The organism is Pseudomonas sp. MYb2, from assembly GCF_002979955.1.
GTDB lineage: Bacteria > Pseudomonadota > Gammaproteobacteria > Pseudomonadales > Pseudomonadaceae > Aquipseudomonas.
In genome coordinates this window covers 19,653-41,859 of sequence record NZ_PCQC01000013.1, presented here as the reverse complement: position 1 = coordinate 41,859, position 22,207 = coordinate 19,653, and the positions used below count along the sequence as shown (strand labels likewise).

The following is a 22,207-nucleotide window of genomic DNA, read 5'->3' as shown; positions in this document are numbered from 1 at the left end:
CCGCATGCTGTCCATGCAGCCTCAGGCTTCCACGCCTGTCCGCCCTTCCCGTTTCAGCCACACCGCCCTCGCCAGTGCCGCCGTCCTTGCCGGTTTTTCACCGCTGAGTTTTGCCGACTTCATTGAAGACAGCAGCGCCACCTTCGAAACCCGCAACATGTATTTCAACCGCGACTTTCGCGATGGCACCAGCGCGCAGCAATCCAAGCGTGACGAATGGGCCCAGGGTTTCATGCTCAATCTGCAATCGGGTTACACCGACGGCACCGTGGGGTTCGGTGTCGATGCGTTGGGCATGCTCGGCGTCAAGCTTGATTCGAGTCCGGACCGCACCGGCACCGGCCTGCTGCCAACCCACGACGACGGGCGCGCGGCGGATGAGTACTCCAAAGTCGGCCTGACCGGCAAAGTGAAAATATCTGCCACCGAACTTAAAATCGGCAGCCTGATTCCCGAACTGCCGATCCTCAAACCCAATGACGGGCGCATCCTGCCGCAGACCTTTGAAGGCGGTTTGCTGACCTCCAAAGAGATCAGGAACCTGACCTTCACCGGCGGCCGTCTGGAAAAAGCCAAGGATCGCGACAGCACCGATTTCGAGGACATCGCCCTCAACAACAAGAACAGCCGTTTTGCCGGCACTGCTGCCGGCAAGCACTTTGATTTTGGCGGAGTGGACTACAAGTTCACCGACAAGATCACCGGCAGTTACCACTTCGCCCAACTCGACGAAGTCTACAACCAGCACTTCTTCGGCCTGGTCGCCTCGCGGCCGATGGGCCCGGGCACGTTTGCCACCGATCTGCGTTTTGCCGTCAGCGATGACCAAGGCGCAGCCCGTGGCGGCGAGATCGACAACCGCTCGCTCAACGGTCTGGTCAGCTACGCGCTGAGCGGGCACAAGTTCAGCGCCGGTTATCAGCACATGTCTGGCGACAGCGCTTTCCCTTACGTCGATGGCAGCGACCCGTATCTGGTCAACTTCGTGCAGATCAACGACTTCGCCGGCGCCGAAGAACGCTCCTGGCAGGCGCGCTACGACTTCGACTTCGCCAAACTCGGCATTCCAGGCCTGAGCTTCATGAGTCGTTACCTGAGCGGTGACAACATCAAGCTCAAGAACGGTGAAGAAGGCAAAGAGTGGGAACGCAACACCGAGATCAAATATGTAGTACAAAGCGGCGCCTTGAAGGATGTCGCCGTGCGTTTGCGTAATGCCACTTACCGCTCCAATTACTCGGCTCGCGATGCAGACGAAGTGCGTTTGCTGGTGAGCTACAGCGTTGCCCTTTGGTAAATGCCCGTAAGTGAAAAACACGTCGAATAACAACAATGCCCGTGGAGAATCGAATGAACCTGTCACTGCGTAAAGTTGCACTGGCCGCCAGTTGCATCCTGTTTGCCGGCCAACTGATGGCTGAACCGAAACGTCCGGAATGTATCGCCCCGGCGTCCCCCGGCGGTGGTTTCGACCTGACCTGCAAACTGGTGCAGAGCGCACTGGTCAACCAGAAGCTGCTGAGCAAACCGATGCGCGTCACCTACATGCCCGGCGGTGTCGGCGCGGTAGCCTACAACGCCGTGGTCGCGCAGCGCCCTGCCGATGCCGGCACGCTGGTCGCATGGTCGAGCGGTTCGTTGCTGAACCTGGCCCAAGGCAAGTTCGGTCGCTTCGATGAAACCAACGTGCGCTGGCTGGCGGCGGTCGGCACCAGCTACGGCGCCATCGCGGTGAAAAGCGATTCGCCCTACAAGACCCTCGACGATCTCGTTCAAGCGCTGAAGAAAGATCCAAGCTCGGTGGTGATCGGTTCCGGCGGCACCGTCGGCAGCCAGGACTGGATGCAAACCGCACTGATCGCCAAGGCTGCCGGGATCAACCCGCGTGACCTGCGTTACGTCGCCCTCGAAGGCGGCGGCGAAATCGCCACCGCCCTGCTCGGTGGCCACATCCAGGTCGGCAGTACCGACATCTCCGACTCCATGCCGCACATCCAGAGCGGTGACATGCGTCTGCTCGCGGTGTTCGCCGACAAGCGTCTCGACGAGCCGGAAATGAAAGACATTCCGACCGCTCGCGAGCAAGGCTACGACATCGTCTGGCCGGTGGTTCGCGGTTTCTACCTCGGGCCAAAAGTCAGCGATGAAGACTACGCCTGGTGGAAAGACTCGTTCGACAAACTGCTGGCCTCCGATGAGTTCGCCAAGCTGCGCGATCAGCGTGAACTGTTCCCGTTCGCCATGACCGGCCCGGAACTGGACACCTACGTGAAGAAGCAGGTCGCGGACTACAAAGTGCTGGCCAAAGAGTTCGGCCTGATCCAGTGATCGTCTCTGTCTAGCGGCTGCGTTCCCGGTTGCGGGGACGCGGCACAGGAGCTCCCATGCTTATTCAACGCATTTTCGCCTCCGTGCTGTTGCTGGTTTGCGCCGGTCTGGCACTGATGGCGTGGCCGTACCAAGCGGCTTTTTCCTACGAACCGGTGGGCCCGCGCGCCTTCCCTCTGCTGATGCTCGGCCTGATGGGCGCGGCGCTGCTGTACATGGTGTTCCGCCCGGCGCCGATCAAACACAGTGAAGACGAGCCGCCACTGGATCGCGAAACCCTGACCAAGATCGCCATTTGCGTCGCACTGCTGCTGGTGTTCGCCGGCCTCTTCGAACCGCTGGGTTTCATCCTCAGCAGCATCCTCATCGGCATTCCGATGGCGCGCCTGTACGGCGGTCGCTGGATGCCGAGCATCGTGGTGACCACGCTGATGGCCATCGGTCTGTACCTGCTGTTCGACCGCGTGATGGAAGTCCCGCTGCCCCTTGGCCTGCTCGACGTGCTGGAGAACTGATATGGATACCCTCGGTTATTTGGGTCAAGGCTTCGGCGTCGCGCTGAGCCCGTACAACCTGGTCACGGCTCTGACCGGCACGCTGATCGGCACCGTCGTCGGCCTGCTCCCGGGCCTCGGCCCGATCAATGGCGTGGCGTTGTTGATCCCGATCGCATTCGCTCTCGGCCTGCCGCCGGAATCGGCGTTGATTCTGCTCGCGGCGGTGTATCTGGGCTGCGAATACGGCGGTCGGATCAGCTCGATCCTGCTAAACATTCCGGGCGAAGCATCGACCGTGATGACCACCCTCGACGGTTACCCAATGGCCCGTAAAGGCTTGGCCGGTGTGGCACTGTCGCTGTCGGCGTGGAGTTCTTTCATCGGCGCGTTTATCGCCACCTGCGGCATGGTGCTGTTCGCCCCGCTGCTGGCGAAATGGGCGATTGCTTTCGGGCCGGCGGAATACTTCGTGCTGATGGTGTTTGCGATTGTCTGCCTCGGCGGCATGGCCGGGGATCGACCGTTGAAAACCTTCATCGCTGCGTTGATCGGTCTGTTCCTGTCGAGCGTCGGCATCGATGCCAACAGCGGTGTGTACCGCTTCACCGGCGACAACATCCACCTCACCGACGGCATCCAATTCGTCGTGCTGGTGCTGGGCCTGTTCTCGATCAGCGAGATCCTGCTGCTGCTGGAGAAAACCCATCGCGGCCAGGAAGCGGTGAAAGCCACCGGGCGGATGATGTTCAATTTCAAGGAAGCCTCGTCGGTGTTCGTGGTGAACATTCGTTGCGGCTTGCTCGGGTTCATCATGGGCGTGCTACCGGGTGCCGGCGCGACGCTGGCCAGCGCCGTGGCTTACATGACCGAAAAACGCATTGCCGGTGCCAGCGGCAAATTCGGTCAGGGTGATGCCCGTGGCCTCGCCGCTCCGGAAACCGCCATTGGCGCTTCGGCCTGTGGCGCACTGGTACCGATGCTGACGCTGGGCGTGCCAGGTTCGGGCACCACGGCGGTGATGATCGGCGCGCTGTCGCTGTACAACATCACCCCGGGCCCGCTGCTGTTCCAGCAACAACCGGACATCGTCTGGGGCCTGATCGCGTCGTTGTTCATCGCCAACATCATGCTGGTGATCCTCAACATTCCGATGATCCGCATCTTCACCCGCATCCTCGCCGTGCCGAACTGGGCGCTGGTGCCAGTGATCGCGATCATCACCGGGATCGGCGTTTACGCGGTACACGCGACCACGTTCGACCTGTTCCTGATGGTCGGTATCGGCATCTTCGGTTACATCCTGCGCAAGCTCGACTTCCCGTTGTCGCCGGTACTGCTGGGCTTCATCCTCGGTGGTCTGATGGAGCAGAACCTGCGTCGTGCGCTGTCGATTTCCAACGGTGCGCTGGAAATCCTCTGGTCGAGCCCGATCACCTTCGGTGTCTGGATGCTGACCGCGTTGATGCTGGCCTTCCCGCTGATCCGCATCTGGCGCAAACGTTCGGTCGCGCGTCGCGCCATTGCCGATGTTTGATCGCGCCTCACTGAAATCCTGGTGGGGAACCCCGCTGGTCGGTCTGCTCGGCGGTTACCTCGCCAGCCAGATCGGCTGGCCACTGCCGTGGATGGTCGGCTCGTTGCTGGCGATCATCCTCGTGCGCTGCCTGACCCCATGGCAACTCACCGAAATCCCTGGCGGCCGCAAGTGCGGCCAGTGGATTGTCGGCATCGGCATTGGCCTGCACTTCACCCCGCTGGTGATGGAGCAGGTGCTCAGTCATTTCGGTTTGATCTTCTTTGGCGCGCTGGTCACCAGTGTCTCGGCGGTGGTGGGCGTGTGGTTGATGCGCCGTACCGGTGAAGATCGCGCCACAGCGTTTTTCTCGAGCATGCCGGGCGGTTCCGGGGAGATGGTCAACCTCGGCGCGCGCAATGGCGCGATGCTCAGTCATGTTGCGGCGGGGCAGAGTTTACGGGTGTTGGTGGTGGTCTTGTGTGTGCCAGCCGCGTTCAAGTATTTGCTCGGCGACGCCACACCGATTTCTCACGCAGGCAGCGTCGATTGGCGCTGGCTGGCGATTCTGTTTCCGGCGGGTGGTTTGCTCGCGTGGCTCTGGCAGCGTTTGCGCCAACCCAATCCGTGGCTGTTCGGGCCGTTGCTGGTGAGCGCGGCGGTGAGCATTGGCTGGGATTTGCACATCGGTTTACCCAATGGTGGCAGTCAGATTGGCCAGTGGCTGATTGGCAGCGGCTTGGGCTGTCACTTCAACCGGCAGTTCTTCCGCCGCGCGCCTTCCTTCATGGGGCGGACGTTGATTGGCACGGCGTTGACCATGTTGATCGCCACGCTGGCGGCGTTGGGGTTGAGTGCGCTGACCCATCTGGATCTGCGCTCGCTGACGCTGGGCATGATGCCCGGCGGAATTGCCGAGATGAGTCTGACGGCGGAGACCCTGCAACTGTCGGTGCCGTTGGTGACGGCGATGCAGGTGATGCGGTTGTTGTTTGTGCTGTTTCTGGCGGAGCCGTTGTTCAAGTACTGGAATCGTAATCCCGAATAAAACCGAGTTGCCCCCATCGCGAGCAGGCTCACTCCTACAGGGGAACGCATTCCAACTGTAGGAGTGAGCCTGCTCGCGATGCTTTTCAAATCGGCGGCAAACGCCACTCGATCGGCGTCTCGCCATTCTGCTCAAGAAACTTGTTAGTGCGGCCAAAGTGTCCGCAACCCAAAAACCCGCGATACGCCGACAACGGCGACGGATGCACCGACGTCAGCACCAGATGTTTGGTCGCGTCGATCAGCTTCTGTTTGCTCTGCGCATGCGCGCCCCAGAGCATGAACACCAGATGCGGCTGGCGCTCGCTGACTAGTTCAATGATCCGGTCAGTAAAGAACTGCCAGCCCTTGTCCTTGTGCGCATTGGCGTTGGCGCGCTCGACGGTCATGGTGGTGTTGATCATCAACACGCCCTGATCGGCCCAGCTCTGCAGGTAGCCGTGATTGGGAATGTCGATGTTCAGATCGCGCTTCAACTCTTTATAGATGTTGACCAGCGACGGCGGCGCCGGCACACCCGGCTGCACCGAGAAGCACAAACCGTGGGCCTGACCCGGGCCGTGATACGGGTCCTGGCCCAGGATCACCACTTTCACCTTATCCAGCGGCGTCGAATTCAGTGCGTTGAAAATCATCGGCCCCGGCGGATAGATTTCCTTGCCGGCCGCCCGCTCCTGCTGCAGAAACTGGCGCAACTCTGCCATGTAAGGCTGGTCGAACTCAGCACGCAGTGCCTCCTTCCAGCTCGGTTCGAGTTTGATACGGTCGTCAGCAGTCATGGTCATACCCGGCAAAAACAATGGGGCGAACCCTAGGAAAGCCGGCCACGCTTGTCAATTGATCTGACGCAGATCCGGCACTTTCCCCCACAGCGATCATACTGATCGTTCAAATTCCCAATCGAGGTCACGATGAATCTGCACTTCGAAGAACTCACCGGCACCGACGGCGCCCGCATCGGTATCGCCAGCCTGGATGCTGAAAAGTCGCTGAACGCGTTGTCTTTGCCAATGATCAACGCCCTCAGCGACAAGTTGAACGCCTGGGCCAAGGATCCGCAAATCGTCTGCGTGCTGCTGCGCGGTAATGGCGCCAAAGCGTTCTGCGCTGGCGGCGAGGTGCGCAGCCTGGTGGAAGCCTGTCGCGCTCACCCCGGCGAAGTACCACCGCTGGCCGCGCAGTTTTTCAGCGCGGAATATCGTCTGGATTACAGCCTGCACACCTATCCGAAACCGCTGATCTGCTGGGGTCACGGTTATGTGCTCGGCGGCGGCATGGGCCTGTTGCAAGGCGCCAGTACGCGGATTGTCACACCAAGCAGCCGCTTGGCGATGCCGGAAATCACCATTGGTCTGTATCCCGACGTCGGCGCCAGTTGGTTTCTCGCACGGCTGCCGGGCAAGCTCGGATTATTCCTCGGTCTCACCGGTGCGCACATGAATGGTCAGGATGCGATCGATCTGGATCTGGCCGACCGCTTCCTGCTCGACGAACAACAGCCGCAATTGATCGAAGGCCTGCTGCAGCTCAATTGGCAGGAACAGACGGACATGCAGCTCAACAGCCTGCTCAAGGCTTTGCAGCAGGAAGCCGTGGCACAAATGCCCGAAGCGCAGTGGCTGCCGCGTCGCCAGCAGATTGATGAGTTGCTGGATGTCAGTGACGTCACCTGTGCGTGGAAAGCCATCAGCCTGCAACGCGACAGCAGCGACCCGCTGATCGCCCGCGCGGCGAAAACCATGAGCGAAGGCTCGCCGCTGACTGCGCACCTGGTCTGGGAACAGATCATCCGTGCCCGGCACATGTCGCTGGCCGAAGTCTTTCAGATGGAATACACCCTGAGCCTCAATTGCTGCCGGCACCCGGAGTTCAGCGAAGGGGTTCGCGCGCGATTGATCGACAAGGATCAGAAGCCGCACTGGCATTGGCCGGATATCAACCATGTGCCGGAAGCGGTGGTTGAGGCGCACTTTCACAAGGTCTGGGAGGGGCGGCATCCGTTGGCGGATTTGACGCAGTACTGACTTTCTCGGACGAAATTCAGGCACAAAAAAAGCGGCGCTTTATGCGCCGCTTTCTGTTGGCAGGTGATTACCAGCGGTTGCCACGTCCATTGTGGTCACCGCGTCCACTGTGTCGGTCATAGTTGCCACGACCGCGGTGATCGTTATCCCAACCGCCACGACGGTGGCCATCCCAGCGGCCGCGATCATTGCCGTGCCAGCGACGGCTTTCGTAGTGACGCGGGGCCGGTTGATAGTAACGCGGCGCCGATTGGTAATAGCGCGGTTGCTGGTAATACCGCGGAGCTGGTTGGTAATAGCGTGGCTGCGCGTAATACCTGCTGCCACCGTTGTAATACGTGCCACCCGTGTTGTAGTAGGCCGGTGCAGGTGATGTGTAGACCTCTGAGCTGTAATACGAGTCCGCGTAGGAGTACGGGACGCAACCGGCAACGGAAAACATCAACGCAGCAAGCAGAAGAATTCGTCTATACATGGCGGCCTCCTGGACCGCGGGTTGGCCACACCAGCGACGCTGGCAGGCGACAGTCAATTAATCGGTGACTGTCGAAAAATCAGACAGCGTTTTTGGCATCTGGTGCGTTCCTGCAACAAGTTGAAACAAGTGATCTATGAAACCTTGTTCATCCGCAAAACGCCGTCATTCAGTCGCTGATTAATGGTGCCCACCGTGATATCCGCCGCCGTGATAACCCCGTCCGTAACCGCCGCGATAACCGTAGCCACCGTAGTAATAGCGGGGGCCGCTGTAGTAACGCGGGCCGTAATAACCACCGTAGTAATTGGGCGAGTAATAGCCGGGATAGTAGTAGGTGGCGGGGTAAGCATCGTAAGGGCCGGCGTAGTAATAACAACCGGACAAACCGAAAACCAGAACCGCGCCGAGCAACATCTTCTGAACACGCATGGCGGCCTCCTGAAAGACCCACGGCCGCAACGGAACAGAGCAGCCGACACACGTTTGACTGGGGCGGATCAATCAAGTGCCCAGTCCGCGATGGCTTCAGATCAGCGGTGTCCGCGCCATCGCAAAACCTTGTAGGAGTGAGCCTGCTCGCGATGACGGTGTATCAGCCACATCTTCACTGAATGTCACACTGCAATCGCGCGCAGGCTCACTCCTACAAGATTGGCTTTGCGCCAGGAACGACCATTCGCGCCGCACATGGAGCAGTTATTTCCCCGTGGTGCCATTAGAATGCTTGCCATCGGGCCACTGCCAACGGAACTGCCATGCCGCATCGATCTGCGCTGTACTCCCAACGTTCGCTGGTATTGACACTGATCGCCCTGCTCGGCGTCGGGTTTCTCGCCACGTCTTTGCTGAGCTACTACGCCTCCCGCGCCTCGATCCGCGACAACATCGTCAACACCGAACTGCCGTTGACGTCCGATACGGTCTACTCGGAAATCCAGAAAGACCTCGTCCGGCCAATCCTGATCTCCTCGATGATGTCCCGCGATACCTTCATGCGCGACTGGGTGGTCAACGGCGAGCAGAATCCCGAGCAAATGACCCGCTACCTCGACGAGGTCATGACCCATTACGGCGCCTACACCGCGTTCTTCGTCTCCAACAGCACCCTCACTTACTACCACGCCAAAGGCGTGCTCAAGCAGGTCAAGGTCGATGAACCGCGCGATGCCTGGTACTTCCGCGTGCGTGACATGAAGGATCCGTACGAGATCAACGTCGACCCGGATCTGGCCAACAAGGACAACCTGACCTTCTTCATCAACTACAAGGTTTACGACTACCACAACCGCTTCATCGGCGCGGCCGGGGTCGGTCTGACCGTGGACGCGGTGATCAAGCTGATCGACAAGTATCAACAGCGCTATCAACGCAGCGTGTACTTCGTCGACACCTTTGGCCGGTTGGTGCTGACCGGTGCCGAAGGCGGCCCGCAAGGTGCGCGCATCGGCCAGAGCCTCGGCGAACTTGAAAGCATGAAAAGCCTGGTCAGCCAGTTGCCCAAACCTCACAGCGGCAGCTACGAGTATTCCGCCCACGGGCAAGGGCATTTTCTCAACGTGCGGTTTATCCCGGAGCTGAACTGGTACCTGTTTGTTGATAAACGCGAAGACGGCGCACTGAGTGAAATCAAACACTCGCTGTATTTGAATCTGCTGATCTGCCTGTTGGTGACATTGATCGTGTTGGCGCTGCTCAACAGCGTGATCAAGCGCTATCAAAGCAAAATTCAGGCTCAAGCCACCCTCGACAGCCTCACCGAACTGCCGAATCGTCGCGGCTTCGACATTCTCGCCGCACAGGCTCTGCACGAAGCGCAACGCGAAACCAAACCGCTCACGGCGTTGCTGCTAGACCTCGATCACTTCAAAGTGTTGAACGACACCTACGGGCACATGGCCGGTGATCAGGTGTTGATCGGTTTCGCTCGCGATCTGCAAAGCTGCCTGCGCCATGCCGACATTGTCTGTCGCTGGGGCGGAGAGGAATTTATCGTGTTGCTGAAGGACACCGACGGCAACACCGGTCAGAAAATTGCCGAGAAGATCCGCCAACACGTCGAACAACACGAATATGCCTACGACGGCCACCGACTCCATCTGACCGTGAGCATCGGCGCCACCGCCCTGCAACGCGATGACACCTTGCACAGCCTGCTGTCGCGGGCCGATCATGCGATGTACCGAGCCAAACAAACCGGCCGCAATCGCACCTGCGTGGAAATGCCTCACTCGACTTATGCCTGATTCTGACGTTAAACCCGACCTTTGCCCGGCCTGCGGCGCCCGTAACGACTGCAGCCTGGCCGACCCGCGCACCGCCGACCGCGACTGCTGGTGCTATGGCGTGAGCATCGATCCGGCCGTGCTTGAAGCGCTGCCGCCAGCGCTGCGCAACCAATCCTGCCTGTGCCCGAGTTGCGCGCAGGTCGAGGCGCAACTGCAAGCGGCCAAGCGGCCGATCCCGTAAGATGCGCGGCCCTTCATTCACCGAACTCTGAACATGCGCGTCGACCGTTTTCTCAGCAACCTGCCCCGCTACAACCGTCAGCAGGTTCGCCTGTTGCTGGTGGAAAAGCGCGTGCGGATTGACGGAAAAATCGTCAGCGATCCGCACAGCGAGGTGCTGGATTTCAGTCGCGTCGAAGTCGATGACGAAGTCCTGCAAAGCGGCAAAGCGGCACGCTACTTCATGCTGCACAAACCACCGGGTTGCGTCAGCGCCACCCGTGATCCGCAGCATCCGACTGTGCTCGACCTGATCGATGAACCGGACAAGGACGACCTGCACATCGCCGGACGCCTGGACTTCAACACCACCGGCCTGATGCTGATCACCAACGACGGCGCGTGGTCGCGCCGCCTGACCCAGCCGCAGACCAAATTGCCGAAGGTCTATTACGTCGAGACCGAGCAGGAGATTGGCGCGCAATATGCGAGCACCTTTGCCGAGGGGATTTACTTCGCCTTCGAAGACCTGACCACGCAGCCGGCGCAACTGGAGCTGCTCGGCCCACGCTCGGCGCGGCTTAGCATCGTCGAAGGCCGCTACCATCAGGTGAAGCGCATGTTTGGTTTCTTCAACAACAAAGTCCTGCGCCTGCACCGTGAATCCATGGGTCCGCTGCTGCTCGATAACGCGCTAAAACCGGGCGAGTACCGCCCTTTGCGCACCGAAGAGATCCATTTGTTCTAAGCCGGCGACCGCTCAGCAGAAGTTGTCGAACAATTTACCAACGGCACTTGCGCGATGCCTACTCCCCTGCTTGAATCAGGACGTCGGCCAGATTGTGACCGACGAGTCACAACATACTTCTAAGAAACTTTTTGCCGGTCGTAAGCCTCAGGGCTTCGCCTCAGCCGGCAGACTGCCCGCCAATAACAATACCCGTCGACCTGCCGTAACGGATCGACATGGGCCAAGCAAATTCCAGGCGTATGCCTACCTGTCACAAAGCTCGTGCAATGTCTATTTGCGCGCATACCCGCTTGCTTGCCAGGAGTCTTATGACATGAGGCCAGAAATCGCTGTGCTGGATATACAGGGTCAGTATCGGGTTTACACGGAGTTCTATCGCGCAGACGCCGCAGAAAAGACCATCATCCTGGTCAACGGCTCGATGGCCACGACTGCGTCGTTTGCACAGACTGTGAAAAACCTGCACCCGCAATTCAACGTGGTTTGCTACGACCAGCCCTACGCGGGCCGGTCAAAAGCCCACAACCGCCACGAGAAACATCTGACCAAGGACGTCGAAGGGCAGATTCTGCTCGAGTTGATCGACCACTTCGCCGCCGAACACGTGCTGTCGTTCTCCTGGGGCGGCGCCGCGACCCTGGTCGCCCTCGCCCACCAGCCACGGCGCATCGAACGGGCGGTGATCAGCTCGTTCTCGCCAGTGATCAACGCGCACATGCTCGACTACCTCGAACGCGGTGTCGACTACCTCGGCCAGCGCGACGGCGACCGCGTCGGCCATCTGGTCAACAGCACCATCGGCAAACACCTGCCATCACTGTTCAAACGCTTCAACTATCGCCACGTCAGCAGCCTCGCCGAGCACGAATACGGGCAGATGCACTTCCACATCAGCGACGTACTGCACAGCGATCGGCAGTGCTATCTGAACGCAGCGAAAAAGATCAACGTGCCGGTGCTGTTTCTAAACGGCGAATGGGACGAATACACCGCTGCCGAAGACGCACGCCTGTTCGGCAACCACGTAGCCCAGAGCACGTTCACCACGCTGCAAGCCACCGGGCATTTTCTCGATATGGAGCACAAGGCCGCTTGCCGCGATAGCCAGAACGCCCTGCTCGGCTTTCTGAAACCGGCGCAGCAGACCAGCCGAACGCGTTACTCGTTTGTTCAGGATCAACATGCATTCGCCATTTGAAAAAGTGTCATCGCGCGCGAGACTGCAGGGTTGGGATTTTGCTTTTCTCACCGCAGTGCTCGCCCGCGATTGACCGTTTGCAGTGATTCAAAGCGTTCATGAGTAAAAGAAAAACTTCAAATCCGTGGCCGAGTCTGGTACAAAGTCAGCCGCTCTGAGCGGGTATAGTTTAATGGTAGAACAGTAGCTTCCCAAGCTTCCGACGAGGGTTCGATTCCCTCTACCCGCTCCACTCGAATATTGGTCTCACGTTGTGATTTTGACGGGGGATGCAGGATAGAAAAACCGGCCCATAGGGCCGGTTTTTTTGTGGCTGGGATTTGAGGTTTGCCAATTGGGTGCAGAACCATTCAGAAACACACCGTTGATTGCAGATACGCCATCTCCCCTTACCCTTTGATCTCTCTAACGATAAGAAGCGCTGCGTGCTCAAGGGGATTATCCAGATGCTCTATCCAATCGCAATCTCTGCCAGTGACGGTGAGTGTGCCTGGGGTGTTGAGGTGCCGGATCTGCCAGGATGTTTTTCTGCCGGAGATGATCAAGAGGATGCCATTGAGATGGCAAAAGCGGCCATAGAGGCCCACATCGAAATTCTGGCGGAAAGTGGTGCAGCCATTCCGGTCGCTGGGAAACCTGGAACTCACTTCTCCAATCCGAAATACGCAGGCTGCGTTTGGGCGTTGGTGGACGCGGATGTCGGTCGGTGCCTCGGGAGTCCGCAAGAAGTGAGTATTACGCTGCCGGGCTACCTGCTTGAGCGCATTGATCTTCACGTTCACCATCATCCGGAGGAGAAGAATCGTTCGGCGTTTTTGACTTCGGCGGCGTTGCGGATGTTGGCGCCTTGAATCGTGAATGTCTGTAGCCGCAATTACAAAAAACCGGCCTTTAGAGCCGGTTTTTTTGTGTCTGCTACACCTCGACGATTTTGTGATTACCCCGCTGGCACGACCTTATCCAGTGCCTGATTCACCGCCAATTCTCCCAACATGACGACCTGCGCGATGCCGAGTGCAGTCTTGCGGTGTGAGGTGTCGAGCAACGCGGCGAAGTTGTTGAGCATGGTGGTGGCCGAGCCGAGGGTTTCGCTGGCGTTGGCCAGCAGAGACTCGGTGTCGTAGGTAGGGTTGGCGAGGTACATCGGTTCGGGTTCGTGGGTGGAACCCATGATTCTGGCCGTAGGGCTGAGATAGTGGTCGAGGGCGCGTTCGGCGGCTTCGTGGAATTTCTTTGAGTTGGGTGATTCGTAGGGGGATGCCGGATCGGTTTCCGGCGGATTGGGCGTAACTTTGAACATTGGATTGAGACCTTTTAGTAAGGCCGCAACCGATCTCGCTACTAAACGGATGGGTGGCAGCTGTGCGCAAGTTAGTAGACCGGACCCCAATCCAAATCCGGCGCACCCGAGGGCGCCATGCGCACAGCCACCATCAGGTGCAAGCATTCGCCTGACTGAGTGGTACTCATGCAGCTATTTAGATTGAGGATTCCGGGCTACTAAACCCGATCACTGGAAATCAGTGACGCGAACCAAGTTACCGACCGCCCCTAAAGCGCACAAGCCGGCGGAGTCTGGCTTAGCGGTAGGCAACGGCGCAAGGATTTGTAGGCTTCAGGACGTAACACTGCACGCCTTTAAACACTTCGCCCGGAAGATGTTTACGCGGCGATAAAACATAGCGTTTTCCCCGACATTACAGACCCACAACACTCCGCCGGTTTTCACCTCTCGCCCAACCGACTAGCATTTCCCCATCGACCACCACCCTCCCCCTGCGCGGCCATCGACGAATACGCGCCATCACTTTCGAGGGATTCCAATCGCGGCCACGTTGCCGCTGACGATCGAACTCAAAAGAGCACTTCACCATGACGCAAAACATTTACGACGATCCCGAATTCTTTCAAGGCTACAGCCAGATGAACCGCTCCATCGGCGGCCTCGACGCGGCGCCGGAGTGGCCTGCGCTCAAGACGCTGTTGCCATCCATGCACGGTTTGAATGTGGTGGATCTGGGCTGCGGTTATGGCTGGTTCAGTCGCTGGGCGATTGAGAATGGCGCGGCCAGTGTCTTGGGGCTGGATGTCTCGGAGAAGATGCTGGAGCGGGCGCGGGAGACCACGACGGCGACGAACATTAGTTATGAGCGCGCCGATCTGGAACAGCTCGAGCTACCCGTCTGCAGTTTTGATCTGGCTTACAGCTCACTGGCGCTGCACTACATCAAGGATCTGCCGGGGCTGTTTGCGCACCTGTACGCGGCGCTGAAACCGGGTTCGCATTTTGTGTTTTCCATTGAGCATCCGATCTTCATGGCGCCGCGCAATCCGGGTTGGTTGATTGACGCTGAAGGTAACAAGCGTTGGCCGCTGGACAGCTATCAGTTGGAGGGTGAGCGGGTGACGAACTGGCTGGCTGAGGGCGTGATCAAGCAGCATCGTACGGTTGGGACATTGCTCAATTCGCTGATCGATGCGGGGTTCACGATTCGACATGTCAATGAATGGGGGCCGAGCGATGCTGAAGTCGCGGCGCAACCGGCGCTGGCGGAAGAGCGGGAACGGCCGATGATGATGTTGGTGGCGGTGCAGCGCTGAGCTTAAAGCCCCTCACCCTAGCCCTCTCCCAGAGGGAGAGGGGACTGACCGAGTTGCCCTCCTGAGCTACGCCGACGTGCAAAATCGAGGCGAACTCAGGTTTGGAAACAACACAACTCGGCTCCCTCTCCCTCTCCCTAGGGAGAGGGCTGGGCGGGCGGCGTCCCGATGAGGGGGCCGTCCGAAAGCGCACCCGAAATTCCCAGCCGAACAACACGTCCGACTCATTTCAACGTGTCGCAACGATAAACAACCTGGGAAATGGCAACAGCACCGAACCATCCGCCAACGCCGGATAAGCCTTCCCGACCTCCGCCAGATACTGCTCCAGGTACTGCGCCTTTTCCGCCTCGGTCAGCGGATTCAAAAACGGAATCAACCCACTCCCCTTGAACCACTCCACCACCCCCGCCGCCCCGCCAGACAGCTGATGGTGATAGGTGGTGCGCCACACATCGACCCGAGCGCAGTGTGGCCGCAGCATCGAGAAATAATCACTGGCACTCGCCATGTCGGTACGTTGCCCCGCAGCGCCTGAAAGCTTGCTCGCCCACGGACCATTCGCGGCGACTTCACGCATCAAGCGGTGTGAGGATTCATTGAGGTTATCCGGCATCTGGATCGCCAGACTGCCACCCGCCGACAACTTGCTGGCCAACGCCGGCAACAACGTCGCGTGATCCGGCACCCACTGCAATACGGCATTAGCGAAGATCACATCGAACGGGCCTGAATCGGCCCATTTATCAATCTCCGCCACCTCGAATTGCAACTCTGGCAAGCGCTTGCGTGCGGCATCGATCATGTCCGCCGAGCTGTCCAGCCCGCTGACTTTCGCCCTGGGAAAACGCTGCACCAGTAACTCCGTCGAGTTACCGGGACCACAACCGATATCGACCACTGTTCGCGCTTCAGGCGTGGGAATCGCCGCAAGCAGATCGCGGGCCGGGCGGGTGCGTTCATCTTCGAAAGCGACGTATTGTTTGGCGGACCAACTCATTGCGTTCTCCTGTCGGGACATTTCAGCGGTTCGTCACGATACAGGGTGCGCAGCGAGCAGTTCCACAGCGGCTCGATTTCAAACGGTGTCAGACCGGCCTGCCTGCTTATAGCCAATAGGTCGGACCTTCTGGATTCGGCGACCGTCCGTCGAGCCGGACAAAAGCGATTTTGACAGCTAAAAAATCGTACCTATAGTCAAGGAGCGGCAATCGGAAGGAACCCGAATCAGTCGATTTCGTGCAAGGAGCACGGCCTGTTCATTTCTCGTGATCAGTGGGTTCCCCCAGTAGTGTGCTGGCAAAAGCCATACGGCAAGCAAGCATCGTCGTGACTGGATTGCAGTTCGACGTTCACTATGAAAAAGGAGCATCACCATGTCTCGAGTGACGGATATTCTGGTTTCCATCGACACCGAAACCATTCTGAAAAAGTATCCAAACATCAGCAAGGATCCGAAGAACCCCACGCTGATCGATTGGAAACATGTGTACATGGTCACCAATCAGGACAACGTCGTCAGTGGCCAGGCCGGTGGCGAACTGGACCTCAAGGCTCAGGTCGGCGATCTGATTCGCTGGCGCGAAACCAGCCTGTCGCAGAGCTTCGAACAGGCGGTGATTTTCTACAAATTCATCCCCAACGCCGGGGAGAACCTGATCTCGCCCCCCTCCCCGCGCAAGGCCACAGCGTGCGTAGCTGTGCCCAATACAAGCAATCCATCCGTGCCAAGCTGCCAGAAAGTCGACAACCACTATTGGTCATCCGAAACCCTGGACTGTGGTCGCGTGACGTATCACTTCCACTTCCTGATCGTCGATCGCAACTGCCAGATCATCGGCTGCTGCTCGTGGGATCCGTTCATCTCCATTCACAACTGATGACGCTCCGAGCCCCTTGGAGACAGGGGGCCCGACCGATCCGTCGCCGCCCCGGCCGGAACAGGATGTCTTGCCTTGACCGAAGCGGCTGTCGTTTCCTGCCAACATCATGAAAGGAAGCCATGATGACTAGCGAACCGATTCCGTCACCATCATCCGGCGTTACCAGCGCACACAATGTGCTGCTGATCGTCGACGCTGAATCAGTACTGGCGCGTTATCCGAACCCAAGCCTGGACGCCGCCGCACCGACGAGCATTACCGATGGGCTGATCTTTTTCGCCATAGGTAATGACTCGAAAGATATAGTCATAAATGACAGCAAAGTAACAATCCCCGTTGAGATTGACCGCGACCTGCACTTCCGCGGACGCTCCGTCAGCCTGATCGCCGAACACAGTGTGGTTGTGTACCGGATGACAGTGGCTGACAGCGACGTGCTTTCCGAACCTGACTTGCAAATTCATACCGACCTGACCGTGCCCGCGCCCAACCCGGACGACCCGACAACGCCGGGCAGTCGAAAAGCTGACGATCATTATTGGACCTGCACGCCGAAGAAACCTGGCGATGTGCAATGCGAACTGAGTTTCATGCTGGTCAATCAGCAGTGCGAGGTGGTGGGTTACTTCCACTGGAACGTCGACGTCGAACTCGAGGCTTAGAGTACTGATACTGAAACCGGTCGGGAGGCCGGTTTTTCAGAGACATTTCACACATCAGTAGAATTTTCCCAATCCCGCCAATGTCTGAATTTCAAGCACTCCCCCCAATAAGGAACACCGCTATGAAATTCGCAAAAATCTCCCAGAAGCTCGCGATGGTGGCCGGTAGTCCCAAGACCTTCATGGGCGCATTGATCCTGATCGGGTTGTGGGGACTGAGCGGGCCGGTCTTTGATTACAACGACACTTGGCAACTGATCATCAACACTTCGACCACCATCATCACGTTCCTGATGGTGTTCCTGATTCAGAACACGCAGAACCGCGACACCGACATCCTCCACTTGAAGATCGATGAGTTACTGCTGGTGACGAAAGAGGCGCAGAACGCGATGCTTGGGTTGGAGGCGCTGGATTTGAAGCAGTTGGAGGCGTTGCGCAGGCACTACCGCTCGTTGGGCGAGGGTGAGGTTTTTAATCTTGAGGGGTTGGGTGAGAAGAGCAAGTCCAAGCAGGATTTGAATGAGTGCTGATGGTTAGATAAAAAAGCAAAAGATCGCAGCCTTCGGCAGCTCCTACAAATTTTGGTGTAGGAGCTGCCGAAGGCTGCGATCTTTTGCTATTGATTAGCGGCTAGCCTGCAGCGCGCGAGCCTTCTCCAGATGGCTTTGCAATTTCGGCAAGGTCTCGTCGGCAAACGCCTTGATCTCCGGAACGTCGGTGGTCTGCGCTTGCTGCTGAATCTGCTCGATGGCCTCTTCAGTGGCTTTGACCTGACTAGCGGCGTAAGCCTGATCGAAGGATGCGCCCTCGGTCACTGGCGGCATCAATTCTTTTGCCTTGCCGGCCAGTTCTTCACGCGGTGCGACGGGCAGGTCGAGCTTCTTGGCGATCTTCGCCAGATGCTGGTTGGCCGTCGTGCGGTCGTTGATGACGACGATGGTGTAGTCCTTGACCTCTTTGGATTCGGCCTTGCCATGAGCCAGGCGACTGGCCTCGATGTCGGCCATGCCTTTGGCCGAGGCATCGTTGATGAAATCGGCGGGCGACTGGGCAAAAGCGCTGCTGGCACACAGGCCCAACAGCGATGCAAAACTGATGTTGCGTATACGGGTGGCCATCCGGCTCATGGTCGCGCCCTCCTTACTTGCGAAATTCAAGCGGGAGCTTACGCCCCCGCCTCTCAATCAAAACTACCTTCACCGACTACTTCGACTTCTGAGCGGGCTTGCGGCCCATGTCTGGTTTTGGCTCTTTGTCGACGGTCGTTGTGGTGGTTTTCCCACCTTTGCGACCTGCTTCAGAGGCCTTCGTTCGATCGTTGGCGAAGTTTCCCGAGTTCGAGTTTCTTGAATTAGGCATGATTCTCTACCTCTTGGTAATGATCGTGGCGAGCAGGTGCCCGCCTAGATTGAGAATTTCCCGGGCCGCAAAGGTTTAGAAAAGTTGCAGTCGCCGCGACGAACGGCGCCGCCGGATCAGCTACTGAGCGCGTGATGGTTCAAGCGTTTGGCGGCGTACATTGCCTGATCGGCATGGCGGAACAGTTGCTGCTCCTCCCTGCCGTGCTCTGGATAGCGGGCAACGCCGATGCTCGGTTCGATATGCAGGTTGTGGCCATCGAGGCGCATCGGTTGTACCAGCACCTGTCGGATTTTTTCCGCCACGCTGTCGGCATCTTGCGAAACCTGCACGCTGTGCAGCAGCACGACAAATTCATCGCCGCCAATTCGGGCCACCGTGTCAGTTTCCCGCACGCAGCCCTTGAGGCGATTGGCCACGGTTTGCAGGAGCATGTCGCCGACCGCGTGACCAAAGGTGTCGTTGACCTGTTTGAAGCGATCCAGGTCGACATACAACAAGGCCATATGCCCTGATTGCTCGCGAGCGCCGGCCAACGCAGCCTTCAAGCGATCGCGCAGCAATTCACGATTGGGCAGCTGCGTCAGCTGGTCGTACTGCGCCATACGTCGCAGGCGGGCGTGCAATTGCTGACGCTCGATGGCCGTGGCGACCTGGGCGCAAACGTATTGCAGCAGTTCCTTGTCTTGCTCGGTGTAGCGCTCGCCGCCGGGCAGGCTTTTGACGATCAAGGCGCCGATGGTGCCGTTTTTCGAATTCAACGGCACGCCGAGCCAGCAGGGCGCGTTCTGCCCCGCCACCAACTCGGCGAAATCGGCTGGGGAATCTGTACTGTCCGGCGTAAGAAGAATCGGCTGACCGCTTCGGATAACTTCCGCGCACAAGCGCCCAGTGACGGTTCCCGGTTGCTCGGGCTGCAATTCGTGATCGTCGACGTGATAAGGGAAATTCAGTTGTGCACAATGCTCGTCGTACAGCGCCACGGAGAAATTCATCGCCGGCAGCCATTCGCCGATGATCAGATGAATACGCTTGAACAGCGCCAGCAGATCTTCCGCCGCATGGGCCGCTTCGGAAATCGCGTATAACGCTGCCTGGCGCGATTCGGCCTGCTTGCGCTCGGTGATGTCGCGCGCCACGGCGATGCGCAGTTGATCGACTTCCGACCAGCGCGCCGACCAGAGGATGTGCACGACGCTGCCGTCCTTGCGCAGGTAACGGTTTTCAAAGTTGAGTTTGGGTTCGCCACCCATGATTTCGTTGGCGGCAGCCAGAGTACGCTGACGATCCGCCGGGTGTACCAGCTCGATCATTTGCCGGCCGATCAACTCTTCAGGCGAATAGCCGAAAACACGCTCACAAGCGGCGCTGACAAAAACGAAGCGCCCCTGCTTGTCGACCGCGCAAACGGCGTCCAGCAAGAGGTCTATAAAACTCGCCAACGGCGCGGAATTTCGGCTTTCCATGGTTCAGCGTGGGTGTCCGGGCAATGCAGCACTGATCAACCATCCCTGACCTCTTGATTGCGCATCCCTGCACACACCTTCAAGCCTTGTTCGGCATCAGCCCAGGCAGCGCATGCATTAGTGCGTTGATGGCGAAACCGATGAACATCACCCCGCACAGCCGGGTGATCAGCAGCTCATGACGTTGATACATCGTGCGCACCCGCTGCGCGCCGACCACACCAATGAGGATAGCGTAGGCCAGCAAGCCACCGAGGAAACTCAGGGCAATCAACATCGGCAGCATCGACCAGTTGAGCAGTTCGGCGCGGCTCGATAGCAGCGCGGTGAACGTGGCGACCGCCACCGGATAGGCCTTGGGATTGGTCAAACCAAACAGAATTCCGTGCCAGAACGGCTTGCGCGCCGCGCCCTGTGGTTCATCGCCGTTGCGCCGCTGGGCCCGCACCGCGCGCCAGCCGAGCCAGAACAGGTACAAACCGCTGAGCACACCGAGCACATCAAACGCGGTGCTGCCGATTTCCCGGGCGCCGACAATCGCAATCAGCGCCGTGCTGCACCAGACCACATCACCGAGCAGATGCCCGCAAAGAAACCCCGCCCCGGCCCGCCGCCCGTGGGCTGCGCCGATGCCGAATACCGCCAGCACACCCGGCCCGGGCGTAATACCGTAAATGAAACCCGAGGCCAGCACGGCCATTAACAACGATGGAGTCATGGAAAACCTGCAAGCGCCCGATCACGTGGCCGCCAGTCTATAACAGACAAATGTGTCTGATCATGACTCGTCGTAAAAACGCATGCCGGCGTACGGTTTTTGCCGGCACGCCGCCAGTCGCGAAACCAGATCGCCGACATGCACTTCGAGTTTGTGTCCATCGGGATCAAGAAAATAGAACGACGCACCTTCGCTGCGGTTATCCCGCCATTCCTGCACGTTCGCCATTTTTAGCTTTGCTACGAACGTTGAGAAATCCGCTGCATCAAGGCTGAACGCGTAATGGGTGTAATCACCGCACGCCTCGGCTTTGCGCAGCGGATCTTGCGACAGACACAACCACAGCCCAGGCAGCGACAAGTAGGCACCGGCGTCCCACGTCGCTTCGACACGCAACTGCAGCACATCACGGTAGAAGGCGAGGCTGCGATCCAAGTCGCTGACCGCGAGGGTCAAGTGATTGAGGCCGGTGAGCATCGGGTCAGTAACCTCTGAGGTCTTCGGGGACAGTGTATTGTTCGCCGTCGTAGGTCAGGGTGACGCGAGTTTTCTTCATCTCGATAGTTTTCGAGATGCACTTCTTGTCCGACAGGAAGGATTTGTAAATTGAACCACTCGAGCTGACGATCAGATCGGCGAATCCATGGTGGCTCGTCGGGCCGATATCGATAGTTCTGCGGATTTGCGTGTCCTCGGTTCCACATTCATCCGTCCCTTCGCCGAACTCCTTGCGAATCACCAAGCCTTCCAGCACAGGGCGCAATTTGTTGCCCTCCCGCACATACAACGCCAAATCGGTTTTTGCGTAAGGATTGGCTCTGGAGCCATGACTGGCGAATTTTGAACGCAAACCGAATGCACGGACATCTGCAGCCAATCGGTAACGGGCCGTATCGATTGTCAGATCGTCGAAACTGATGGCATCGGAATTGTAGGCACCCGGCTTGGCATAGGTAGCGAGACTCTTGCCGCTTGTCGAACTGACGAGCGCCAGTTCCAGATCGAACGTCCCCATCTCATCGTCGCCCGAATCCGAGAGAAATGAAGATTTCGCCGCAATCGACTGGTCGTTGAACGCCGGCCACGCTTTGCAGCGCGAAAGGGACTGGCCGTCGAACTTCTTCACTTCGCAAACAGGCTGGGCTTGAGCGGTCATAGTCAAAAGACCCATTGCGATAAAAGAGCCCAGCAAGGTGATACGCGAGATCATTGTTCTTCCTTGAGTAAAAGACATC

26 protein-coding genes and 1 tRNA gene are annotated in these 22,207 nt (G+C 58.5%); 16 read left to right on the top strand and 11 right to left on the bottom strand.

Going from position 1 to position 22,207, the window contains the following annotated elements:
• Positions 1-4 precede the first annotated feature (4 nt).
• The 5 genes from CQ009_RS20425 to CQ009_RS20405 are packed head-to-tail and all read left to right on the top strand — an operon-like array spanning position 5 to position 5,386.
• A complete protein-coding gene (locus tag CQ009_RS20425) occupies positions 5-1,297 on the top strand; it encodes an OprD family porin (RefSeq protein WP_105708445.1) in 1,293 nt (430 codons plus the stop codon).
• Between the two features lie 53 nt (positions 1,298-1,350).
• Positions 1,351-2,328: a tripartite tricarboxylate transporter substrate binding protein gene (locus CQ009_RS20420; RefSeq protein WP_034153137.1), complete on the top strand. Its 978-nt coding sequence runs from the start codon at positions 1,351-1,353 to the stop codon at positions 2,326-2,328.
• A 56-nt stretch (positions 2,329-2,384) separates the two neighbouring features.
• On the top strand, positions 2,385-2,843 hold the full coding sequence (locus CQ009_RS20415) for a tripartite tricarboxylate transporter TctB family protein (protein WP_064388483.1): 459 nt from the start codon (positions 2,385-2,387) through the stop codon (positions 2,841-2,843).
• Position 2,844: 1 nt separating this feature from the next.
• Complete coding sequence (locus tag CQ009_RS20410) at positions 2,845-4,359, top strand: tripartite tricarboxylate transporter permease (protein ID WP_105708443.1); 1,515 nt, start codon at positions 2,845-2,847, stop codon at positions 4,357-4,359.
• On the top strand, positions 4,352-5,386 hold the full coding sequence (locus CQ009_RS20405; RefSeq protein ID WP_105708441.1) for an AbrB family transcriptional regulator: 1,035 nt from the start codon (positions 4,352-4,354) through the stop codon (positions 5,384-5,386). Before CQ009_RS20410 ends, CQ009_RS20405 begins: the two co-directional genes overlap by 8 nt.
• Before the next feature lie 85 nt (positions 5,387-5,471).
• On the opposite strand, the gene ung is transcribed toward CQ009_RS20405, so the two are convergent.
• Positions 5,472-6,164, bottom strand: coding sequence for a uracil-DNA glycosylase (ung, locus tag CQ009_RS20400; protein WP_064119805.1), 693 nt, complete (start codon positions 6,162-6,164; stop codon positions 5,472-5,474).
• Between the two features lie 132 nt (positions 6,165-6,296).
• Here ung and CQ009_RS20395 point away from each other — a divergent pair, with 132 nt between their 5' ends.
• A complete protein-coding gene (locus tag CQ009_RS20395) occupies positions 6,297-7,409 on the top strand; it encodes an enoyl-CoA hydratase/isomerase family protein (RefSeq protein WP_105708440.1) in 1,113 nt (370 codons plus the stop codon).
• Positions 7,410-7,476: 67 nt separating this feature from the next.
• On the opposite strand, the gene CQ009_RS20390 is transcribed toward CQ009_RS20395, so the two are convergent.
• Both CQ009_RS20390 and CQ009_RS20385 read right to left on the bottom strand, forming a co-directional pair.
• Positions 7,477-7,884, bottom strand: coding sequence for a hypothetical protein (locus CQ009_RS20390; RefSeq protein WP_064388490.1), 408 nt, complete (start codon positions 7,882-7,884; stop codon positions 7,477-7,479).
• Between the two features lie 180 nt (positions 7,885-8,064).
• The gene (locus CQ009_RS20385) at positions 8,065-8,316 is read right to left on the bottom strand and encodes a hypothetical protein (RefSeq protein ID WP_105708438.1); all 252 of its coding nucleotides are present in this window, start codon (positions 8,314-8,316) and stop codon (positions 8,065-8,067) included.
• Positions 8,317-8,642: 326 nt separating this feature from the next.
• On the opposite strand from CQ009_RS20385, the gene CQ009_RS20380 reads away from it, so the two are divergent.
• The 6 genes from CQ009_RS20380 to CQ009_RS20355 all read left to right on the top strand — a co-directional run bounded on the left by CQ009_RS20380 (position 8,643) and on the right by CQ009_RS20355 (position 13,131).
• The gene (locus CQ009_RS20380; protein ID WP_105708435.1) at positions 8,643-10,130 is read left to right on the top strand and encodes a sensor domain-containing diguanylate cyclase; all 1,488 of its coding nucleotides are present in this window, start codon (positions 8,643-8,645) and stop codon (positions 10,128-10,130) included.
• Positions 10,123-10,353 (top strand): cysteine-rich CWC family protein, encoded by a 231-nt coding sequence (locus CQ009_RS20375; RefSeq protein ID WP_105708433.1) that lies wholly within the window; start codon positions 10,123-10,125, stop codon positions 10,351-10,353. Before CQ009_RS20380 ends, CQ009_RS20375 begins: the two co-directional genes overlap by 8 nt.
• 33 nt (positions 10,354-10,386) lie before the next feature.
• The gene (locus CQ009_RS20370; protein ID WP_105708431.1) at positions 10,387-11,079 is read left to right on the top strand and encodes a pseudouridine synthase; all 693 of its coding nucleotides are present in this window, start codon (positions 10,387-10,389) and stop codon (positions 11,077-11,079) included.
• Positions 11,080-11,395: 316 nt separating this feature from the next.
• Entirely contained in the window at positions 11,396-12,280 is an 885-nt protein-coding gene (locus CQ009_RS20365; RefSeq protein ID WP_105708428.1) for an alpha/beta fold hydrolase, read from the top strand.
• Positions 12,281-12,438: 158 nt separating this feature from the next.
• Positions 12,439-12,512, top strand: a tRNA-Gly gene (locus CQ009_RS20360).
• A gap of 214 nt (positions 12,513-12,726) precedes the next feature.
• Complete coding sequence (locus tag CQ009_RS20355; protein WP_064388546.1) at positions 12,727-13,131, top strand: type II toxin-antitoxin system HicB family antitoxin; 405 nt, start codon at positions 12,727-12,729, stop codon at positions 13,129-13,131.
• Positions 13,132-13,217: 86 nt separating this feature from the next.
• Here the strand turns inward: CQ009_RS20355 and CQ009_RS20350 are convergent, their stop codons facing one another.
• The gene (locus CQ009_RS20350) at positions 13,218-13,580 is read right to left on the bottom strand and encodes a DUF6124 family protein (protein ID WP_064388498.1); all 363 of its coding nucleotides are present in this window, start codon (positions 13,578-13,580) and stop codon (positions 13,218-13,220) included.
• Positions 13,581-14,152: 572 nt separating this feature from the next.
• Here CQ009_RS20350 and CQ009_RS20345 point away from each other — a divergent pair.
• On the top strand, positions 14,153-14,881 hold the full coding sequence (locus CQ009_RS20345) for a bifunctional 2-polyprenyl-6-hydroxyphenol methylase/3-demethylubiquinol 3-O-methyltransferase UbiG (RefSeq protein ID WP_105708426.1): 729 nt from the start codon (positions 14,153-14,155) through the stop codon (positions 14,879-14,881).
• Between the two features lie 229 nt (positions 14,882-15,110).
• Here the strand turns inward: CQ009_RS20345 and tam are convergent, their stop codons facing one another.
• On the bottom strand, positions 15,111-15,881 hold the full coding sequence (gene tam, locus CQ009_RS20340) for a trans-aconitate 2-methyltransferase (protein WP_105708425.1): 771 nt from the start codon (positions 15,879-15,881) through the stop codon (positions 15,111-15,113).
• A gap of 376 nt (positions 15,882-16,257) precedes the next feature.
• On the opposite strand from tam, the gene CQ009_RS20335 reads away from it, so the two are divergent.
• From CQ009_RS20335 to CQ009_RS20325, 3 genes are all read left to right on the top strand, one after another.
• A complete protein-coding gene (locus CQ009_RS20335) occupies positions 16,258-16,761 on the top strand; it encodes an inclusion body family protein (RefSeq protein WP_016982769.1) in 504 nt (167 codons plus the stop codon).
• A 125-nt stretch (positions 16,762-16,886) separates the two neighbouring features.
• Positions 16,887-17,426, top strand: coding sequence for an AidA/PixA family protein (locus CQ009_RS20330; protein ID WP_105708423.1), 540 nt, complete (start codon positions 16,887-16,889; stop codon positions 17,424-17,426).
• Between the two features lie 122 nt (positions 17,427-17,548).
• A complete protein-coding gene (locus tag CQ009_RS20325) occupies positions 17,549-17,959 on the top strand; it encodes a low affinity iron permease family protein (protein ID WP_064388505.1) in 411 nt (136 codons plus the stop codon).
• A 93-nt stretch (positions 17,960-18,052) separates the two neighbouring features.
• Here CQ009_RS20325 and CQ009_RS20320 read toward each other — a convergent pair whose 3' ends face one another.
• The 6 genes from CQ009_RS20320 to CQ009_RS20295 all read right to left on the bottom strand — a co-directional run bounded on the left by CQ009_RS20320 (position 18,053) and on the right by CQ009_RS20295 (position 22,182).
• Positions 18,053-18,556: a DUF4142 domain-containing protein gene (locus CQ009_RS20320; RefSeq protein ID WP_064388507.1), complete on the bottom strand. Its 504-nt coding sequence runs from the start codon at positions 18,554-18,556 to the stop codon at positions 18,053-18,055.
• Positions 18,557-18,632: 76 nt separating this feature from the next.
• Positions 18,633-18,788 carry a KGG domain-containing protein gene (locus tag CQ009_RS20315; protein WP_007911485.1) on the bottom strand — a complete coding sequence of 52 codons (156 nt, stop codon included), beginning with the start codon at positions 18,786-18,788 and terminating at the stop codon, positions 18,633-18,635.
• 116 nt (positions 18,789-18,904) lie between these two features.
• A complete protein-coding gene (locus CQ009_RS20310; RefSeq protein ID WP_105708421.1) occupies positions 18,905-20,254 on the bottom strand; it encodes a bifunctional diguanylate cyclase/phosphodiesterase in 1,350 nt (449 codons plus the stop codon).
• 79 nt (positions 20,255-20,333) lie between these two features.
• Positions 20,334-20,972: a LysE family translocator gene (locus CQ009_RS20305; RefSeq protein WP_064388510.1), complete on the bottom strand. Its 639-nt coding sequence runs from the start codon at positions 20,970-20,972 to the stop codon at positions 20,334-20,336.
• Positions 20,973-21,032: 60 nt separating this feature from the next.
• On the bottom strand, positions 21,033-21,449 hold the full coding sequence (gene fos, locus CQ009_RS20300) for a fosfomycin resistance glutathione transferase (RefSeq protein ID WP_105708418.1): 417 nt from the start codon (positions 21,447-21,449) through the stop codon (positions 21,033-21,035).
• A gap of 4 nt (positions 21,450-21,453) precedes the next feature.
• A complete protein-coding gene (locus CQ009_RS20295; RefSeq protein WP_105708416.1) occupies positions 21,454-22,182 on the bottom strand; it encodes a hypothetical protein in 729 nt (242 codons plus the stop codon).
• Between the last annotated feature and the right edge of the window lie 25 nt (positions 22,183-22,207).

Bases quoted from the DNA above. Each gene is read 5' to 3' on its own strand.
- CQ009_RS20325 (WP_064388505.1), top strand. From the start codon at position 17,549: ATGAAATTCGCAAAAATCTCCCAGAAGCTCGCGATGGTGGCCGGTAGT.
- ung (WP_064119805.1), bottom strand. From the start codon at position 6,164: ATGACTGCTGACGACCGTATCAAACTCGAACCGAGCTGGAAGGAGGCA.
- CQ009_RS20295 (WP_105708416.1), bottom strand. From the start codon at position 22,182: ATGATCTCGCGTATCACCTTGCTGGGCTCTTTTATCGCAATGGGTCTT.
- CQ009_RS20420 (WP_034153137.1), top strand. From the start codon at position 1,351: ATGAACCTGTCACTGCGTAAAGTTGCACTGGCCGCCAGTTGCATCCTG.
- CQ009_RS20415 (WP_064388483.1), top strand. From the start codon at position 2,385: ATGCTTATTCAACGCATTTTCGCCTCCGTGCTGTTGCTGGTTTGCGCC.
- CQ009_RS20410 (WP_105708443.1), top strand. From the start codon at position 2,845: ATGGATACCCTCGGTTATTTGGGTCAAGGCTTCGGCGTCGCGCTGAGC.
- tam (WP_105708425.1), bottom strand. From the start codon at position 15,881: ATGAGTTGGTCCGCCAAACAATACGTCGCTTTCGAAGATGAACGCACC.
- CQ009_RS20405 (WP_105708441.1), top strand. From the start codon at position 4,352: ATGTTTGATCGCGCCTCACTGAAATCCTGGTGGGGAACCCCGCTGGTC.
- CQ009_RS20310 (WP_105708421.1), bottom strand. From the start codon at position 20,254: ATGGAAAGCCGAAATTCCGCGCCGTTGGCGAGTTTTATAGACCTCTTG.
- CQ009_RS20385 (WP_105708438.1), bottom strand. From the start codon at position 8,316: ATGCGTGTTCAGAAGATGTTGCTCGGCGCGGTTCTGGTTTTCGGTTTG.
- CQ009_RS20375 (WP_105708433.1), top strand. From the start codon at position 10,123: ATGCCTGATTCTGACGTTAAACCCGACCTTTGCCCGGCCTGCGGCGCC.
- CQ009_RS20355 (WP_064388546.1), top strand. From the start codon at position 12,727: ATGCTCTATCCAATCGCAATCTCTGCCAGTGACGGTGAGTGTGCCTGG.
- CQ009_RS20330 (WP_105708423.1), top strand. From the start codon at position 16,887: ATGACTAGCGAACCGATTCCGTCACCATCATCCGGCGTTACCAGCGCA.
- CQ009_RS20350 (WP_064388498.1), bottom strand. From the start codon at position 13,580: ATGTTCAAAGTTACGCCCAATCCGCCGGAAACCGATCCGGCATCCCCC.
- CQ009_RS20370 (WP_105708431.1), top strand. From the start codon at position 10,387: ATGCGCGTCGACCGTTTTCTCAGCAACCTGCCCCGCTACAACCGTCAG.
- CQ009_RS20390 (WP_064388490.1), bottom strand. From the start codon at position 7,884: ATGTATAGACGAATTCTTCTGCTTGCTGCGTTGATGTTTTCCGTTGCC.
- CQ009_RS20395 (WP_105708440.1), top strand. From the start codon at position 6,297: ATGAATCTGCACTTCGAAGAACTCACCGGCACCGACGGCGCCCGCATC.
- CQ009_RS20305 (WP_064388510.1), bottom strand. From the start codon at position 20,972: ATGACTCCATCGTTGTTAATGGCCGTGCTGGCCTCGGGTTTCATTTAC.
- CQ009_RS20345 (WP_105708426.1), top strand. From the start codon at position 14,153: ATGACGCAAAACATTTACGACGATCCCGAATTCTTTCAAGGCTACAGC.
- fos (WP_105708418.1), bottom strand. From the start codon at position 21,449: ATGCTCACCGGCCTCAATCACTTGACCCTCGCGGTCAGCGACTTGGAT.
- CQ009_RS20365 (WP_105708428.1), top strand. From the start codon at position 11,396: ATGAGGCCAGAAATCGCTGTGCTGGATATACAGGGTCAGTATCGGGTT.
- CQ009_RS20380 (WP_105708435.1), top strand. From the start codon at position 8,643: ATGCCGCATCGATCTGCGCTGTACTCCCAACGTTCGCTGGTATTGACA.
- CQ009_RS20315 (WP_007911485.1), bottom strand. From the start codon at position 18,788: ATGCCTAATTCAAGAAACTCGAACTCGGGAAACTTCGCCAACGATCGA.
- CQ009_RS20425 (WP_105708445.1), top strand. From the start codon at position 5: ATGCTGTCCATGCAGCCTCAGGCTTCCACGCCTGTCCGCCCTTCCCGT.
- CQ009_RS20335 (WP_016982769.1), top strand. From the start codon at position 16,258: ATGTCTCGAGTGACGGATATTCTGGTTTCCATCGACACCGAAACCATT.
- CQ009_RS20320 (WP_064388507.1), bottom strand. From the start codon at position 18,556: ATGAGCCGGATGGCCACCCGTATACGCAACATCAGTTTTGCATCGCTG.